Annotated in this window: 13 protein-coding genes; 4 read left to right on the top strand and 9 right to left on the bottom strand. The window is 66.6% G+C overall.

Going from position 1 to position 15,657, the window contains the following annotated elements; translation table 11 throughout:
• The first annotated feature begins 1 nt into the window (after position 1).
• The 4 genes from ACTZWU_RS02735 (at position 2) to gltB (ending at position 7,786) form a co-directional block, all read left to right on the top strand.
• A complete protein-coding gene (locus tag ACTZWU_RS02735; RefSeq protein WP_444735811.1) occupies positions 2-805 on the top strand; it encodes an undecaprenyl-diphosphate phosphatase in 804 nt (267 codons plus the stop codon).
• 151 nt (positions 806-956) lie between these two features.
• Positions 957-2,441: an NAD(P)-dependent oxidoreductase gene (locus ACTZWU_RS02730; RefSeq protein WP_444735810.1), complete on the top strand. Its 1,485-nt coding sequence runs from the start codon at positions 957-959 to the stop codon at positions 2,439-2,441.
• Positions 2,442-2,453: 12 nt separating this feature from the next.
• Positions 2,454-3,251 carry a hypothetical protein gene (locus ACTZWU_RS02725; protein WP_444735809.1) on the top strand — a complete coding sequence of 266 codons (798 nt, stop codon included), beginning with the start codon at positions 2,454-2,456 and terminating at the stop codon, positions 3,249-3,251.
• 2 nt (positions 3,252-3,253) lie between these two features.
• A complete protein-coding gene (gene gltB / locus ACTZWU_RS02720) occupies positions 3,254-7,786 on the top strand; it encodes a glutamate synthase large subunit (protein WP_444735891.1) in 4,533 nt (1,510 codons plus the stop codon).
• Positions 7,787-7,853: 67 nt separating this feature from the next.
• Here gltB and ACTZWU_RS02715 read toward each other — a convergent pair whose 3' ends face one another.
• The 9 genes from ACTZWU_RS02715 to ACTZWU_RS02675 all read right to left on the bottom strand — a co-directional run bounded on the left by ACTZWU_RS02715 (position 7,854) and on the right by ACTZWU_RS02675 (position 15,596).
• Positions 7,854-8,654 carry a purine-nucleoside phosphorylase gene (locus tag ACTZWU_RS02715; protein ID WP_444735808.1) on the bottom strand — a complete coding sequence of 267 codons (801 nt, stop codon included), beginning with the start codon at positions 8,652-8,654 and terminating at the stop codon, positions 7,854-7,856.
• Positions 8,638-9,585, bottom strand: a complete 948-nt coding sequence (locus ACTZWU_RS02710) for an ABC transporter permease (protein ID WP_444735890.1) — start codon at positions 9,583-9,585, stop codon at positions 8,638-8,640. Before ACTZWU_RS02710 ends, ACTZWU_RS02715 begins: the two co-directional genes overlap by 17 nt.
• A gap of 77 nt (positions 9,586-9,662) precedes the next feature.
• Positions 9,663-10,766 (bottom strand): ABC transporter permease, encoded by a 1,104-nt coding sequence (locus ACTZWU_RS02705; protein ID WP_444735807.1) that lies wholly within the window; start codon positions 10,764-10,766, stop codon positions 9,663-9,665.
• The gene (locus ACTZWU_RS02700; RefSeq protein ID WP_444735806.1) at positions 10,766-12,412 is read right to left on the bottom strand and encodes an ABC transporter ATP-binding protein; all 1,647 of its coding nucleotides are present in this window, start codon (positions 12,410-12,412) and stop codon (positions 10,766-10,768) included. The genes ACTZWU_RS02705 and ACTZWU_RS02700 overlap by 1 nt, the downstream gene beginning before the upstream one ends.
• Entirely contained in the window at positions 12,412-13,401 is a 990-nt protein-coding gene (locus ACTZWU_RS02695; RefSeq protein ID WP_444735805.1) for a BMP family lipoprotein, read from the bottom strand. Before ACTZWU_RS02695 ends, ACTZWU_RS02700 begins: the two co-directional genes overlap by 1 nt.
• 81 nt (positions 13,402-13,482) lie before the next feature.
• Positions 13,483-13,905 carry a GNAT family N-acetyltransferase gene (locus ACTZWU_RS02690; RefSeq protein WP_444735804.1) on the bottom strand — a complete coding sequence of 141 codons (423 nt, stop codon included), beginning with the start codon at positions 13,903-13,905 and terminating at the stop codon, positions 13,483-13,485.
• A complete protein-coding gene (tsaB, locus tag ACTZWU_RS02685; RefSeq protein ID WP_444735803.1) occupies positions 13,902-14,522 on the bottom strand; it encodes a tRNA (adenosine(37)-N6)-threonylcarbamoyltransferase complex dimerization subunit type 1 TsaB in 621 nt (206 codons plus the stop codon). Before tsaB ends, ACTZWU_RS02690 begins: the two co-directional genes overlap by 4 nt.
• Positions 14,515-15,075, bottom strand: a complete 561-nt coding sequence (locus ACTZWU_RS02680) for a NifU family protein (RefSeq protein WP_444735802.1) — start codon at positions 15,073-15,075, stop codon at positions 14,515-14,517. The genes tsaB and ACTZWU_RS02680 overlap by 8 nt, the downstream gene beginning before the upstream one ends.
• 65 nt (positions 15,076-15,140) lie before the next feature.
• On the bottom strand, positions 15,141-15,596 hold the full coding sequence (locus ACTZWU_RS02675) for a universal stress protein (protein WP_444735801.1): 456 nt from the start codon (positions 15,594-15,596) through the stop codon (positions 15,141-15,143).
• Positions 15,597-15,657: the final 61 nt, after the last annotated feature.

The raw sequence follows: 15,657 nt of genomic DNA, 5'->3' as shown, positions 1-15,657 counted from the left end.
CATGGAACCGAACACGATTGCTGCCGCGGTGCTCGGGGTTCTCGAGGGCCTGACCGAGTTCATTCCCGTCTCGTCTACCGGCCACATCCTGCTGGCAGGTCATTTCCTGGGCTTCCACTCGCCCGGCCGCGCCTTCGAGGTGATCATCCAGCTTGGCGCGATCATGGCGATCCTGGGGGTCTATGCCTCGCGGATCGTGCAGATCCTGCGCGACGCCCCGACCGAGCCGGGCGCGCGCCGCTTCGTCGCCGCAGTGCTGGTCGCCTTTCTGCCCGCAGCGGTGATCGGCGTATTCGCGCATGGCTTCATCAAGACGGTTCTCTTCGAGACGCCGATGCTGATCGCGGTCATGCTGATCCTCGGCGGATTCATCCTGCTTTGGGTAGACCGGCGGGCCGTCACCCCCGTCTATAGCCGGGCCGAGGATTTCCCGCTGCCGATGGCGCTGAAGGTCGGCTTCATCCAGTGCCTTGCGATGATCCCCGGCGTCTCGCGGTCGGGCGCAACCATCGTGGGCGCGCTGCTTCTGGGGGCCGACAAACGCTCGGCGGCCGAGTTCTCGTTCTTTCTGGCGATGCCCACGATGCTGGGCGCCTTTGTCTACGATCTCTACAAGAATCAGGACGTCCTGCATGGCGAGGCGCTTGGCAATATCGTGGTCGGCTTCGTCTTTGCCTTCCTCTCGGCCATTTTCGTGGTGCGCTGGCTGCTGGGCTATGTCTCGCATCACGGATACGCGCTGTTCGCCTGGTGGCGCATCGCCGTCGGAAGTGTTTCTTTACTTGCACTTATAGCAATTGGGTAACCTATACTGACATTCAAACCGCAGCGCAGCATCCTTTCCGGGTCGCGCCGCGGTTAAAAAGTCGCTTTTAGGTCAGGTTTGCTGACTTTTCATTCAAATCGCCTTGGTTTATCTGGTCTGCACACGGTCTTTCACGGAAGGTTGCGCAGCCATGGCCACGCAGAAGATGCTCAAGTTCGTCTCGACCCCGCGCGAGATGCCCGAGAAACGCTCGGCTGCCGAACGCAGCGAGGACTTCCGCGAGATCTATCAGGAATTCGCCGCCCAGAAGGCCGCCGAACAGGCGGGCCGCTGCAGCCAGTGCGGCGTGCCCTATTGCCAGTCGCATTGCCCGCTGCACAACAACATCCCCGACTGGCTGCGCCTGACCGCCGAAGGCCGCCTGCGCGAGGCCTACGAGGTCAGCCAGTCCACCAACACCTTCCCCGAGATCTGCGGCCGCATCTGCCCGCAGGACCGCCTGTGCGAAGGCAATTGCGTGATCGAGCAATCGGGCCACGGCACAGTCACGATCGGCGCGATCGAGAAATACATCACCGATACCGCATGGGAGGAAGGCTGGGTCCAGCCCTCGGCCCCGGTGCAAGAGCGTGCGGAATCGGTGGGCATCATCGGCGCCGGTCCGGGCGGTCTGGCCGCCGCCGAAGCCCTGCGCCGCAAGGGTTTTCAGGTGACGGTCTATGACCGCTACGACCGCGCGGGCGGGCTGATGACCTACGGCATTCCCGGCTTCAAGCTGGAAAAGGACGTGGTGATGCGCCGCAACAAGCTGCTCGAGGACAGCGGCGTCGAATTCGTGCTGAACTGCAAGGTCGGCGAGGATATCAGCTTCGACGCGATCCGCGGCAAGCACGACGCCGTGCTGATCGCCACGGGTGTCTACAAGACCCGCGACCTGGACATCGACAATGCCGATGCGGGCGGCGTGGTGCGTGCGCTGGACTATCTGACGGCCTCGAACAAGGTCGATCTGGGCGACGAGGTCCCCGATTTCGAGGATGGAGAGCTGAACGCCAAGGGCAAGCGCGTCATCGTCATCGGCGGCGGCGACACGGCGATGGATTGCGTCCGCACCGCCATCCGGCAGGGCGCGCAATCGGTCAAATGCCTCTATCGGCGCGACCGGGCCAACATGCCGGGCAGCCAGCGCGAAGTGCAAAACGCCGAGGAAGAAGGCGTTGAATTCGTGTGGCTTTCCGCGCCCGGCGCCTTTACCGGTCATGTCACCGGCGTGGCCGCGACCGCGCAAGAGGCCGATGTTGACGGCCTGCCGCAGATCGCCTCGGTCCGCATCCAGAAGATGCGTCTGGGCCAGGCCGACGTGACCGGCCGCCAGAGCCCCGAGTTGATCGAGGGCGCCGATTACGACGAGCCCGCCGATCTGGTCATCAAGGCGCTTGGCTTCGAGCCCGAGGACCTGCCCAAGCTGTGGGGCGTCGAGGGTCTGGAAGTCACCCGTTGGGGGACGATCAAGGCGAATTTCCAGACGCACCACACCTCGATCCCCGGCGTCTTTGCGGTGGGCGACATCGTGCGCGGCGCGAGCCTTGTGGTCTGGGCGATCCGCGATGGCCGCGAGGCCGCGGATTCGATCGAGGGCTTCCTGACGGGCGAGGCCCGCATGGCCGCGGAATAGGCCGCACCGACCATGCAGAACAGGGTCACGGATCGTGCACAGAACGTACACCGGCAACGCACGCTGGCCGTTGCGCGGCCAGTTGCGCCTGTCGGGCTTGCGTCAGGGCTGCTGACGCTTCTGGCGCTTGCCGGGGCCTGGGCGCTGAGCGCCCTGCCCGGCCATGCGGCCAGCTTCACGCCTCCGGCCGGGTGCCGGCTGGAGGTGACGGTGCAAAGCCGTGGCTGTTCGGTCAGCCAGTATTATCGTTGCGACGCCGACCCCGAGGGTTGGCAGCGCAGCGCGATCTTCGACCGCGACGGCCTGCGCCACCTGTCCACCATCGACGCCGAGACGCGCTGGATGGAAAGCCAGAACCCGCGCTTCGGCGTCATGGACCGGCTGGTCGAGCAGGCCGAAAGCCATGCCAGCTTTTCGCGCCTGCTGGAAACCGGGCGCGACGATTTCGACTTCATGACCGAATCGAACACGGGCGAGCGTCTGCGCTTTCAGGGCCATGACGTGCTGACCGGCGAGACGGTCGAGATCGACGGCGTCACGCTGGAGCGCACGCGATTCGAGGTCGTCACGCTCAGCGCCTCGGGCGAGGTGCTGATGGAACGCAGCGGGCAGCAATTCATCAGCCGCGAATTCGGCCGCTTCTATGGCGGCATCGAGACGACGACCGACTGGACCGGCGCCCGGCAAGAGACGAATGACAGCCCCGTCACCTTTTCACGCCCCGGCGAACCCGGCTTTGGCGCCACCACCCCACAATATGACTGCGATCAGCTGATGACGCAGATCCTGCAGGAAAGGGCCGCATCATGACCATGGATTGGCAAGCACAGGAAGAAGCCCGCCGCGCATGGATGGACAAGAACAGCCTGTATCGCGAAGAGGACGAGCATTCGTCCTGCGGCGTGGGCTTCGTGGTCGATCTGGGCGGCAAGCCCTCGCGCAAGGTGGTGCAGAACGGGATCGACGCGCTCAAGGCGATCTGGCATCGCGGCGCGGTGGATGCGGACGGCAAGACCGGCGACGGCGCGGGCATCCATGTGCAGATCCCGGTGCCCTTCTTCTATGACCAGATCCGCCGCACCGGCCACGAGCCCGACAAGTCCAAGCTGATCGCCGTGGGTCAGGTGTTCCTGCCGCGCACGAACTTTGCCGCTCAGGAAGCCTGCCGGACCATCGTGGAATCCGAGGTTCTGCGGATGGGCCATTACATCTATGGCTGGCGCCATGTGCCAGTGAACGTGGGCGTTCTGGGCGAAAAGGCCAACGCCACCCGCCCCGAGATCGAGCAGATCCTGATCCGCTGCGAGAAGGACATCGACCATGTCCAGTTCGAGCGCGAGCTTTACATCATCCGCCGCCGGATCGAGAAGGCCGCGGTCGCGGCCCAGGTCGCGGGGCTTTACTTCTGTTCGCTGTCCTGCCGGTCGATCATCTACAAGGGCATGATGCTGGCCGAGCAGGTCGCGGAATTCTATCCCGACCTCAAGGACGAGCGGTTCGAATCCGCCTTTGCGATCTATCACCAGCGCTATTCCACCAACACCTTCCCGCAATGGTGGCTGGCCCAGCCCTTCCGGATGCTGGCCCATAACGGCGAGATCAACACGCTGAAGGGCAACCTCAACTGGCTGAAAAGTCACGAGATCCGCATGGCCTCGTCGGCCTTTGGCGACATGGCCGAGGATATCAAGCCGATCGTGCCTGCGGGGTCGTCCGACTCGGCGGCGCTGGATGCGGTGTTCGAGGTTCTGGTGCGTTCGGGCCGCAGCGCGCCGATGACCAAGACGATGCTGGTCCCGGAAAGCTGGTCCAAGGCCACGACCGACATGCCCAAGGCCTGGGCCGACATGTATGCCTATTGCAACGCCGTGATGGAGCCCTGGGACGGCCCCGCCGCCCTGGCCATGACCGACGGGCGTTGGGTCTGCGGCGGTCTGGACCGCAACGGGCTGCGTCCGATGCGCTATGTCGTGACGGGCGACAATCTGGTCATCGCGGGTTCCGAGGTCGGCATGGTCCCGGTCAACGAAAGCAATGTCCGTGAAAAGGGCGCGCTTGGGCCGGGCCAGATGATCGCGGTCGATATGTGGGAGGGCAAGCTTTACCACGACACGGCGATCAAGGATCGTCTGGCGGGCAGCCAGCCCTTCGGCGAGTGGATCGAGAAGGTCGTCGAGCTGAACGACATGATGCGCGAGCTGCCCGAGCCGGTGCGTTTCGAGGGTGACGAACTGCGCCGCCGTCAGGCCGCTGCGGGCTTCACGCTGGAAGAGCTGGAGCATGTGCTGGCGCCGATGGCCGAAGATGGCAAGGAAGCCATCGCCTCGATGGGCGACGACACGCCGCCTGCGGTCCTGTCCAAGCAATACCGCCCGATGAGCCATTTCTTCCGGCAGAACTTCAGCCAGGTGACGAACCCGCCCATCGACTCGCTTCGCGAGACGCGGGTGATGAGCCTCAAGACCCGGTTCGGCAACCTCAAGAACGTGCTGGACGAATCCAGCGCCCAGACGGAAATTCTGGTTCTGGAAAGCCCCTTCGTCGCCAATGGCGAATTCACCGAGATGATGCGCATGTTCGGCGAGACGGTGACGGTGATCGACTGCACCTTTGCAGACGATGCCGGCCCGGATGCCCTGGGCGAGGGTCTGGCGCGCATCCGCGCCGAGGCCGAGGATGCCGTGCGTTCGGGCGCGGGCCATCTGGTCCTGACCGACGAGGCGCAGGGCGCGGACCGCGTCGCGATGCCGATGATCCTGGCGACCAGCGCGGTGCATTCCTGGCTGACGCGCAAGGGGCTGCGGACCTTCTGTTCGCTGAACGTGCGCGCCGCCGAATGCATCGACCCGCATTACTTCGCGGTGCTGATCGGCTGCGGCGCGACCACGGTGAACCCCTATCTGGCGCAGGACAGCATCGCCGACCGCATCGCGCGCGGCCTGCTGGAGGGCAGCCTGATCGACAACATGCGCCGCTACCGCGATGCGGTGGATGCGGGCCTTCTGAAGATCATGGCCAAGATGGGGATTTCGGTCCTGTCCTCTTATCGGGGCGGTCTGAACTTTGAAGCCGTGGGCCTGTCACGCGCCATGGTGGCCGAGTACTTCCCCGGCATGCATTCGCGCATCTCGGGGATCGGCCTGCACGGTCTTCAGGCCAAGCTGGAGGACCTGCATCACGCGGCCTTCCACGGCAATGCGGCGGAATTGCTGCCGGTCGGCGGCTTCTACAAGCTGCGCCGCTCGGGCGAGAAACACGCCTGGGAAGCCAACACGATGAAGCTGTTGCAGGTCGCCTGCGAAAAGGCGTCCTATGATGTCTGGAAGCAGTTCAGCGCGACCATGCGGGCGAACCCGCCGATCCACATTCGCGATCTCTTGGACATCAAGCCCCTGGGCAAGCCGGTGCCGATCGAGGAGGTGGAATCGATCACCTCGATCCGCAAGCGTTTCGTGACGCCGGGCATGTCGCTTGGGGCGCTGTCGCCCGAAGCGCATATGACGCTGAACATCGCGATGAACCGCATCGGCGCCAAGTCCGACAGCGGCGAGGGCGGCGAGGACCCGGCGCATAGCCACCCGCTGCCGAACGGCGACAACCCCTGCGCCAAGATCAAGCAGGTCGCCTCGGGGCGGTTCGGCGTCACCGCCGAATACCTGAACGCCTGCGAAGAGCTGGAGATCAAGGTCGCGCAGGGCGCCAAGCCCGGCGAGGGCGGGCAGCTGCCCGGCATGAAGGTCACCAAGCTGATCGCGCGGCTGCGTCACTCGACGCCGGGCGTGACGCTGATCAGCCCGCCGCCGCACCACGATATCTACAGCATCGAGGATCTGGCGCAGCTGATCTATGACCTGAAGCAGATCAACCCGCGCGCCAAGATCACGGTGAAGCTGGTGGCCTCGTCGGGCGTCGGCACGATTGCGGCAGGCGTGGCCAAGGCCAAGGCCGACGTGATCCTGATCAGCGGCCATAACGGCGGCACGGGGGCCTCGCCCGCAACCTCGATCAAGTTCGCGGGTCTGCCGTGGGAGATGGGCCTGACCGAGGCGCATCAGGTTCTGGCCATGAACCGCCTGCGCGAGCGGGTCACGCTGCGGACAGATGGCGGGCTTCGCACGGGCCGCGACATCGTCATGGCGGCGATGATGGGCGCCGAGGAATACGGCATCGGCACCGCCGCCCTGATCGCCATGGGCTGCATCATGGTGCGCCAGTGCCAGTCGAACACCTGCCCCGTGGGCGTCTGCACGCAGGACGAAAAGCTGCGGGCGATGTTCACCGGCAGCGCGGACAAGGTGGTGAACCTGATCACCTTCTACGCGCAGGAGGTGCGCGAGATCCTGGCATCCATCGGCGCGCGGTCCATGGACGAGATCATCGGTCGTGCCGATCTGCTGACGCAGGTCAGTCGTGGCGCCGCGCATCTGGACGATCTGGACCTGAACCCGCTGCTGATCACCGTCGATGGGTCGGAGAAGATCGTCTATGACCGCAGCAAGCCCCGCAATGCGGTGATGGACACGCTGGACGCGGAAATCATCCGCGACGCCGAGCGGTTCTTTACCGATGGCGAGAAGATGCAGCTGTCCTATGCGGTCCGGAACACCCTGCGGACCATCGGCACGCGCACGTCCAGCATGATCGTCCAGAAATACGGGATGCGGAACAACCTTCAGGCCGATCACCTGACGGTGCGCCTGACGGGCAGCGCGGGCCAGTCGCTTGGCGCCTTTGCCGCGCCGGGGCTGAAGCTGGAAGTCTCGGGCGATGCCAATGACTACGTCGGCAAGGGCCTGTCGGGCGGCACGATCGTCGTGCGTCCGCCGATGGCCAGCCCGCTGGTCGCCGCCGAGAACACGATCATCGGCAATACCGTGCTTTACGGTGCGACCGCCGGTTATCTGTTCGCGGCGGGCCGCGCGGGCGAGCGTTTCGCGGTGCGGAACTCGGGCGCGCATGTCGTGATCGAGGGCTGCGGCTCGAACGGGTGCGAATACATGACCGGCGGGGTCGCGGTGATCCTTGGGCGGATCGGCGCGAACTTCGGCGCCGGGATGACCGGCGGGATGGCCTATCTTTACGACCCCGAGGGCGTGGCGCGCGATTACATCAACGCCGAGACGCTGGTCCTGTGCCCCGTCACGCAGGATCACTGGGAAGCGCAACTGAAGGGCCTGATCGAGCGTCACTTTGCCGAGACCCGGTCGCGCCGGGCCGAAGAGATCCTGTCGAAATGGGACGAGGAGAAATCCAACTTCCTGCAGGTCTGCCCGCGCGAGATGCTGGCCCATCTGAGCCATCCCATCGCCGCGGTGGAAACGCCGAGCGCCGTTCCCGCCGAATAAGGCTGAAGGCAGGCATGAAAAAAGGCGCGGTCCCTTCGGGGGCCGCGCCTTCTGCGTTTCGGGGGGCTCAGGCGTCGCGCAGGAAGCGGCGCAGGACCTGTTCCAGCTTGGCCGCGCCAAGGGGGGCCATCGCCTTGGTGTGGTCGTGGCTGATCGCCTCGTCCGACAGGCCCGCGCCCATATTGGTGACGACCGAGATCGCCGCACAGCGCAGCCCCAGAAAGCGCGACAGGATGATTTCCGGCACGGTGGACATGCCCACCGCATCGGCGCCCAGAATGCGGGCGGCGCGGATCTCGGCCGGGGTCTCGAAGCTGGGGCCCGAGAACCAGCAATAGACGCCCTCGGGCAGCTCGACCCCCTCGGCCAGGGCGGCCTCGGTCAGGGCGGCGCGCATCTGGACGTCATGCGCGTCGGTCAGGGGGACGAAGCGGGCATCCGTCGGCTCGCCGATCAGGGGGTTGGTGCCGGCAAAGGCGATATGGTCGCTGAGCAGCATCAGCCCGCCGGGCGGGATGTCGGGGCGCAGAGACCCCGCGGCATTGGTCAGGATCAGCCGCTGGCAGCCAAGCGCGGCCAGCACCTCGAGCGGCAGGCGCATCACGTCCGCCTGCCCCTTTTCGTAGTAATGCGCCCGCCCGCCAAAGACCGCGACGCGGCGGCCTTCCAGCTGGCCGATCGCCAGTTGCGGCACATGGCCCGACACGCCCGCATGGGGAAAGCCGGGCAGGTCGGAATAGGGGATCGCGACGCCCTCGACCTTGGCGGCCAGATGGCCGAGGCCAGACCCCAGGATCAGGCCGTATTCAGGCGCCGCCTCGCCCGCGCGGTCGCGGATGAGGGCGGCGAGATCAGCGCTCTTTGACATAGGGTTCTCCGCCCGCGCGCGGCGGGATGGCACGGCCCACGAAGCCCGCCAGGATGATGACGGTCAGGATATAGGGCAGCGCGTTCATGAATTGCGACGGCACGTTGACAAGCCCGAGGTCGAGATTGGGATAGAGGTTGGCGATGGCTTCCAGCAGGCCGAACAGGAAGGTCGCGAACAGCGCCTGCCAGGGGCGCCATTTGGCGAAGATCAGCGCGGCCAGCGCGATGAAGCCCCGCCCGGCGGTCATGTCCTTGACGAAGCCCGCCGAGAGGCCGGTCGCCAGATAGGCCCCCGCGATCCCGGTCAGCACGCCGCAGATCATCACGGCGGTGAAACGCAGCCGCGTGACCGAGATCCCCGCCGTATCGACCGAGGCCGGGTTTTCCCCCACCGCGCGCAAGCGCAGGCCAAAGCGCGTGCGGAACAGGACCCACCACGTCAGCGGCACGGCCAGCAGCGCGACATAGACGAGGATCGTGTGGCCCGACAGAAGCTGCGAATAAAGCGGGCCGATCAGCGGCACCTCGCGCAGTTCGGGCGCGAAGGGCAGCGTGATGGGCTGAAAGCGCGCATCCCCCTGCAAGGGCGGCGTGCGCCCGCCAAGCGAAAAGGCGTTCTGGCCGATCAGCACGGTCAGCCCCGCCGCAAGGAAGTTCAGCGCCACGCCAGAGATCAGCTGATTGCCCCGGAACGTGATCGAGGCGACCCCGTGGATCAGCGACATCGCCATCGCCCCCGCGATCCCCGCGATCAGGCCCAGCCATGCGCTGCCGGTGACGAAGGCGACCGCGGCCGCCGTGAAGGCGGCCATCAACATCTTGCCTTCCAGCCCGATGTCGAAGACGCCCGCGCGTTCGGAATAAAGCCCCGCCAGACAGGCCAGCAGCAAGGGCGTCATCAGGCGGATCGCGCTGTTGATGCCCTGCATCGCGGCACTCTGGTCGGCCAGGACCCAGATCAGGCAGATCCCCAGGACGAGGATGGCGGTCAGGCTGTCGGCCAGCTTCATCGCGCCTGCCCTCCGTTGCGGCGCAGGGCCAGGAACAGGCGTTCCAGCGGCATCCGCACCATGTTGTCCAGCGCCCCGGTGAACAGGATCACCAGCGCCTGAATGACGACGATCAGCTCACGCGGGATCGATGTCCACAGCGCCAGCTCTCCGCCGCCCTGATAGAGGAACCCGAACAGCAGCGCGGCCAGGAAGATGCCGAACGGGTGGTTGCGGCCCATCAGCGCCACGGCGATGCCGATGAAGCCCGCGCCCTCGACCGCGTTCAGGACCAGACGGCCGGATTCGCCCATCACGTTGTTGATCGCCATCATCCCGGCCAGACCGCCCGAGATCAGCATGGCGACGATGGTGATGCGGACCGGACTGATCCCGGCATAGACCGCGCCGCGTTCGGATTTGCCAAGCGCCCGGATCTCGTAGCCAAGGCGGGTGCGCCAGATCAGCGCCCAGACCAGCACGCAGGCCAGCACGGCGACCAGAAAGGTGATGTTGACCGGCGTGTTGCGCCCCCAGGCGATCCCGACCGAGGCGGCCAGTTCGCTGAGGCGCGGCAGCGCGGTTTCCGCCGGAAAGCGAGCCGAGGCCGGGTCCATGCTGCCCACCGGGCGCAGCAGGTTGACCAGCACATAGCTGAGCACGGCGGCGGCAATGAAGTTGAACATGATCGTGGTGATCACGATATGGCTGCCGCGTTTCGCCTGAAGCCAGGCCGGGATGAAGGCCCAGGCCGCGCCGAAGGCCGCAGCGCCCAGCATCGCCACCGGCAGGGCCAGCGCCCAATGCGGCAGCGGCAGGTAAAGCAACACCAGCGCCACGCCAAGCCCGCCCATCGCGGCCTGCCCCTCGCCGCCGATGTTGAACAGGGCCGCGTGGTAGGCGACCATCACCGCCAGCCCGGTAAAGATGAAGTTCGTCGCGTAATAGAGCGTGAAGCCCCAGCCATAGCTGGAGCCAAGCGCCCCCTCGACCATCGTGGTCAGGGCCATCCAGGGGCTTTCCCCGATGGCCAGGATGACCAGCGCGGAAATCCCCATCGCAAGGATCAATGAGATCAGCGGCGTCAGGATGACATCCGCCCATTTCGGCATCTTGTCCATCAGGCAGGCCCTTCCGGCAAAGCGTCCTGCGTCACGCCGGGGGGGATGCCGGCGCTGTCAGGGGTGTTTTCGGTATCGGTGATCCCGGCCATCAGCAGGCCCAGTTCGCCCGTGGTGGTCTGGTCGGGCAGGCGTTCGCCCATGATGCGGCCATCGAACATGACGGCCACGCGGTCGGACAGGGACAGGATCTCGTCCAGCTCGACCGAGACCAGCAGGATCGCCTTGCCCGCGTCGCGCAGTTCCACGATGCGCTTGTGGATGAACTCGATCGCGCCAATATCGACGCCGCGCGTGGGCTGGCCGATCAGCAGCAGGTCGGGGTTACGCTCGATCTCGCGCGCGACGACAATCTTCTGCTGGTTCCCGCCCGAGAAATTGCGCGCCGCAAGCTGCGGATCGCGGGGGCGGACGTCGAAACGCTCCATCTTGGCCTCGGCGTCGCGGCGGATGGCGTCATTGTCCATCAGCGCGCCCTTGTTGAATTCGGGCGCGTCATGCCAGCCGAAGGCCACGTTTTCCCAGGCGGCGAAATCCATGATCAGCCCCTCGACCTGACGGTCCTCGGGGATGTGGCCGATGCCCTCGCGGCGGCGCTGGCGCGCATCGCAACCGCGCCCCGACAAGGGCAGAGGGCCGCCGTTCATCCGCACCTCGCCCGAGACGCGCGCGCCCTTTTCGGGATAGCCGCCAAGGATTTCAAGAAGTTGCGTCTGGCCATTGCCCGACACCCCGGCAATGCCCAGGATCTCGCCCGCGCGGATGTCGAAGCTGACCTGACGCAGACGCTCGACCCCGTCGGCATCGACCATGGTCAGGTCGCGCACTTCCAGCACCGGGGCGGCGGGACGGGCGGGCGCCTTGGCGACATTCAGCAGCACCTTGCGCCCTACCATCAGTTCGGCCAATTCCTCGGGGCTGGTCTCGGCGGTCCGGACCGAGGCGACCATCTCGCCGCGCCGCATGACCGAGACGTTGTCGGTGATCTCCATGATCTCGCGCAGCTTGTGGGTGATCAGGATGATCGTCTTGCCCTCGGCTTTCAGCCCTTCCAGGATGCGGAACAGGTGGTCGGCCTCGGCGGGGGTCAGCACGCCGGTGGGTTCGTCAAGAATCAGGATGTCGGCCTGGCGGTACAGCGCCTTGAGGATCTCGACCCGCTGCTGGTGGCCGACGGACAGGTTCTCGATCACCTCGTCGGGGTCCACGTTCAGCTGGTATTCGGCGGCCAGACGCTTCAGCACGCCGCGCGCCTTGGACAGCGACGGGCGCAAGAGGGCGCCGTCCTCGACACCGAGGATGATGTTTTCCAGCACGGTGAAGTTCTGGACCAGCTTGAAATGCTGGAAGACCATGCCGATGCCCGCGCGGATCGCGGTCTGGCTGTCGGCAATCGTGATCGGCTGGCCGTTGACCAGAATCTGCCCCTCATCGGGCTTGTAGAAGCCGTAGAGGATCGACATCAGCGTCGATTTGCCCGCGCCGTTCTCGCCGATGATGCCGTGGATCGTGCCCTTGGGGACAATCAGGTTGATGTCGCGGTTCGCCTGAACCGGCCCGAACGCCTTCGAGATGCCGCGCAGCTCGATGGCAGCGGGGGCGGCCGCGTCCGGCCGCCCCCCCGTCATGTCGCCTTGCGTGGCCATCACGAGGCCGGGCAGGTGTTGTCGGTCATGTAGTCATGCACCGCGACCTCGCCCGAGGCGATGGCCGCGCGGGCCTCGTCAACGGCGGCCTGCATCTCGGCGGTGACCAGATCGGCGTTGTTCTCGTCGATGGCGACATCCACGCCGCCTGCGGCCAGATCCATCACGCGGATGCCCGGCTCGAGGTCGGTGCCTGCGGTGAAGGCCTCGAACACGGCGTTGTCCACGCGCTTGACCATCGAGGTCAGCACCTGCCCCGGATGCAGCGCGTTCTGGTTGCTGTCCACGCCGACCGACAGGATGCCCTCGTCCGCCGCCGCCTGAAGCACGCCGATGCCGGTGCCGCCCGCTGCCGCATAGATCACGTCCGCGCCCTGCGAGATCTGCGCGCGCGCCAGTTCACCGCCGCGCACCGGGTCGTTCCAGGCGGCGGGGGTGGTGCCGGTGAAGTTCATCACCACGGTGCCTTCGGGCTGGACCGACCTGAAGCCCTGCGCGAAGCCGCAATGGAACTTGTGGATCAGCGGGATATCCATGCCGCCGATGAAGCCCACGGTCCCCGATTCCGAGGCCATGCCCGCCATCACGCCCGCCAGATAGCTGCCCTGTTCCTCGGTGAAGACGACCGATTGCACGTTGGGCTGATCGACGACCATGTCGATGATGGCGAATTTCGTGTCCGGGTAATCCGGCGCGACCTGGCCCAGCACGTCGCCAAAGGCGAAGCCAGCCATGACGATCGGGTTCGACCCCGATTCCGCCAGACGGCGCAGGGCCTGTTCGCGCTGCGCCTCCGACTGCATCTCCAGCTCGCGATAGGTGCCGCCGGTTTCCTCGGCCCAACGCTGCGCGCCCATGAAGGCGGCCTCGTTAAAGGATTTGTCGAACTTGCCGCCAAGGTCATAGATCAGCGCCGGATCGGCCAGAGCAGCGCCCGCGCCGAAAGCCGTCAGGGCCACGCCCGCCAGAAGCGATTTTTTCAGGGACATGAAGGACCTCATCCTGTTTCTGCGGGCGCGTTGATCGGGCCCGGTTGGTGGTTGCGATTAGGGCGCATCGTCCGGGGGCGGTCAACTGCCTTCTTGGGGCGCAGTCAGGTCCAGCCGCATCACGATCGCGTCCTCGGCAGGCCCGTAATAGCGCGGCCTGCGACCGGCCTCCAGCCACCCACCGGCGGCATAGAGCGCCCGTGCCGCGACGTTCCCGGCCGCGACCTCCAGAAAGGCCGTGTCGGCGCCCATCAGGCGGGCAGATGCCGCAAATTCCGCCAAGAGCGCGCGCCCGGCGCCCCGCCTGCGGCTGTCGGGATCGACCGCCAGCGTCAGAAGCTCGGCCTCACCCGCCAGCGCGCGGCCCAGCAGGAACCCCTCGGCGCGGGTCAGCAGAAAGGCGCCCTGCCCCGCCAGCAGATCGGCGAATTCGGTGCCCGTCCAGGGACGCGGCACGGTGAAGCAGCGCGCATGCAGCGCGGCCAACGCGGCGGGGTCGCTCACGGCAGGATGACCGGCGCCGGGTCGCGGGCCGGGGCGGCATCGGCGGGGCGCAGATAAAAGGGCGCGGGGCGCGGCAGGTCCGGGCGGTCGGCCGCGCGGGCCGCCAGATGCGCCACGGCCTCGGCCAGGGGGACAACCGGCGAAGCCGGCGCGGGGCCGGGCGGCAGCGCGCCGGTCGCGGCTTGCCGCGGCCGGCTCCCCCCCTCCGCTTCGGGCGATGCCGTCAGCGGGGTCACGCTGAAATCCTGCCAGATCACCGCGCCGCCGCGTCCTTCCAGCACCACCCGGCAGGGCCGCGCCACGCCATAGGCCGCGGCCTCGGTCGCCGTCACCCCCACCGCAGGCACGCCAAGCGCCAGCGCCAGCCCGCGTGCCGCCGCCACCGCCACGCGGATGCCGGTGAAGTTGCCCGGCCCGACGCCCACCCCGATCGCGTCCAGATCGCGCCAGCCCAGGCCTGCCTCGGCCAGAACCTCCTCCAGCATGGGCATCAGCCGCTCGGCCTGTCCCTTGGCCATCGGTTCGTGGCGCGAGGCCAGAACCCTGTCGCCGCGCAGCAAAGCGGCCGCGCAATGCGCGGCCGATGTGTCGAAACCCAATGTGACGCGGTCAGGCAACCGGGCGCACCTCCAGCACTTCGGGGATGTAGTGGCGCAACAGATTCTCGATCCCCATCTTCAGCGTCAGGGTCGATGACGGGCAGCCCGCGCAGGCGCCCTGCATGTGCAGATAGACGATGCCGCGGTCAAAGCCGTGGAACGTGATGTCGCCGCCATCCTGCGCCACCGCCGGGCGGACGCGGGTATCCAGCAATTCCTTGATCTGCACGACGATCTCGGCATCCGGCCCGTCATGGGCGGCGTGACCGCCCGCATCCTCGCCGCCCGCATCCAGAGCCGGGGCGCCCGACTGGAAATGCTCCATGATCGCGCCCAGAACCGAGGGTTTCAGGTGGTCCCACTGGACCGCGTCGGCCTTGGTCACGGTGACGAAATCGCGACCCAGGAACACCCCCGCGACGCCATCCACCGCAAAGATGCGGCGCGCCAGCGGCGATGCCGAAGCCGCCTCGACCGAGGGGAAATCGGCCGTTCCGCTGCCCAGCACTGTCTCGCCGGGCAGGAACTTCAGGGTGGCGGGGTTCGGCGTGGTCTCGGTCTGGATGAACATGGCGGTGCTCCTTTGACGCCGATATGGCGATCCGCCGCCCTCGGGTCAAGCCGCCCGAGGGGCGGTCAGGTGATGCTTTCCAGCCGTTCCTTGGACAGACCGGCCGGCACGACGGTGATCGGACAGGGCAAGGAAGCCGGGTCGCGCATCAGCCGGTTCAGGACCGGGTTCTGCGCGCTGCTTTCGGTGCTGAGGCCCAGCACGACGATGCCGATCTCGCCATCCTCGTCGATCAGCGACAGAAGCTGTTCGGCCACGTCGCCCTCGCGGATGACCAGCTGCGGCTCGACCTTGGGGCGCGAGCGCATCCATTTGGCAAAGACCTCGAAATGCGCCTCGATCCGCTCGCGGGCCTCGGCGCGCATGACCTCGGCAACACCGAAGCCGTGCTGGATCTCTTCGGGGGGGATGACCGACAGGATGACGACCCCGCCGCCGCTATTGGCCGCGCGCATCGCCGCAAAGCGCATCGCGTTCAGGCATTCACGGCTGTCGTCCAGCAGCACCAGAAATTTCCGCATGGCGACTTGGGTCCCGTCTTTTGTGATGCTCGCTTGCCCGCAAGAGTGGCGGATGTGCCAT

The sequence above is a fragment of the Paracoccus sp. NSM genome (assembly GCF_052379855.1).
GTDB lineage: Bacteria > Pseudomonadota > Alphaproteobacteria > Rhodobacterales > Rhodobacteraceae > Paracoccus.
Note: the sequence above shows the minus strand (reverse complement) of the source record. Positions and strands in the feature narration are given on the sequence as shown.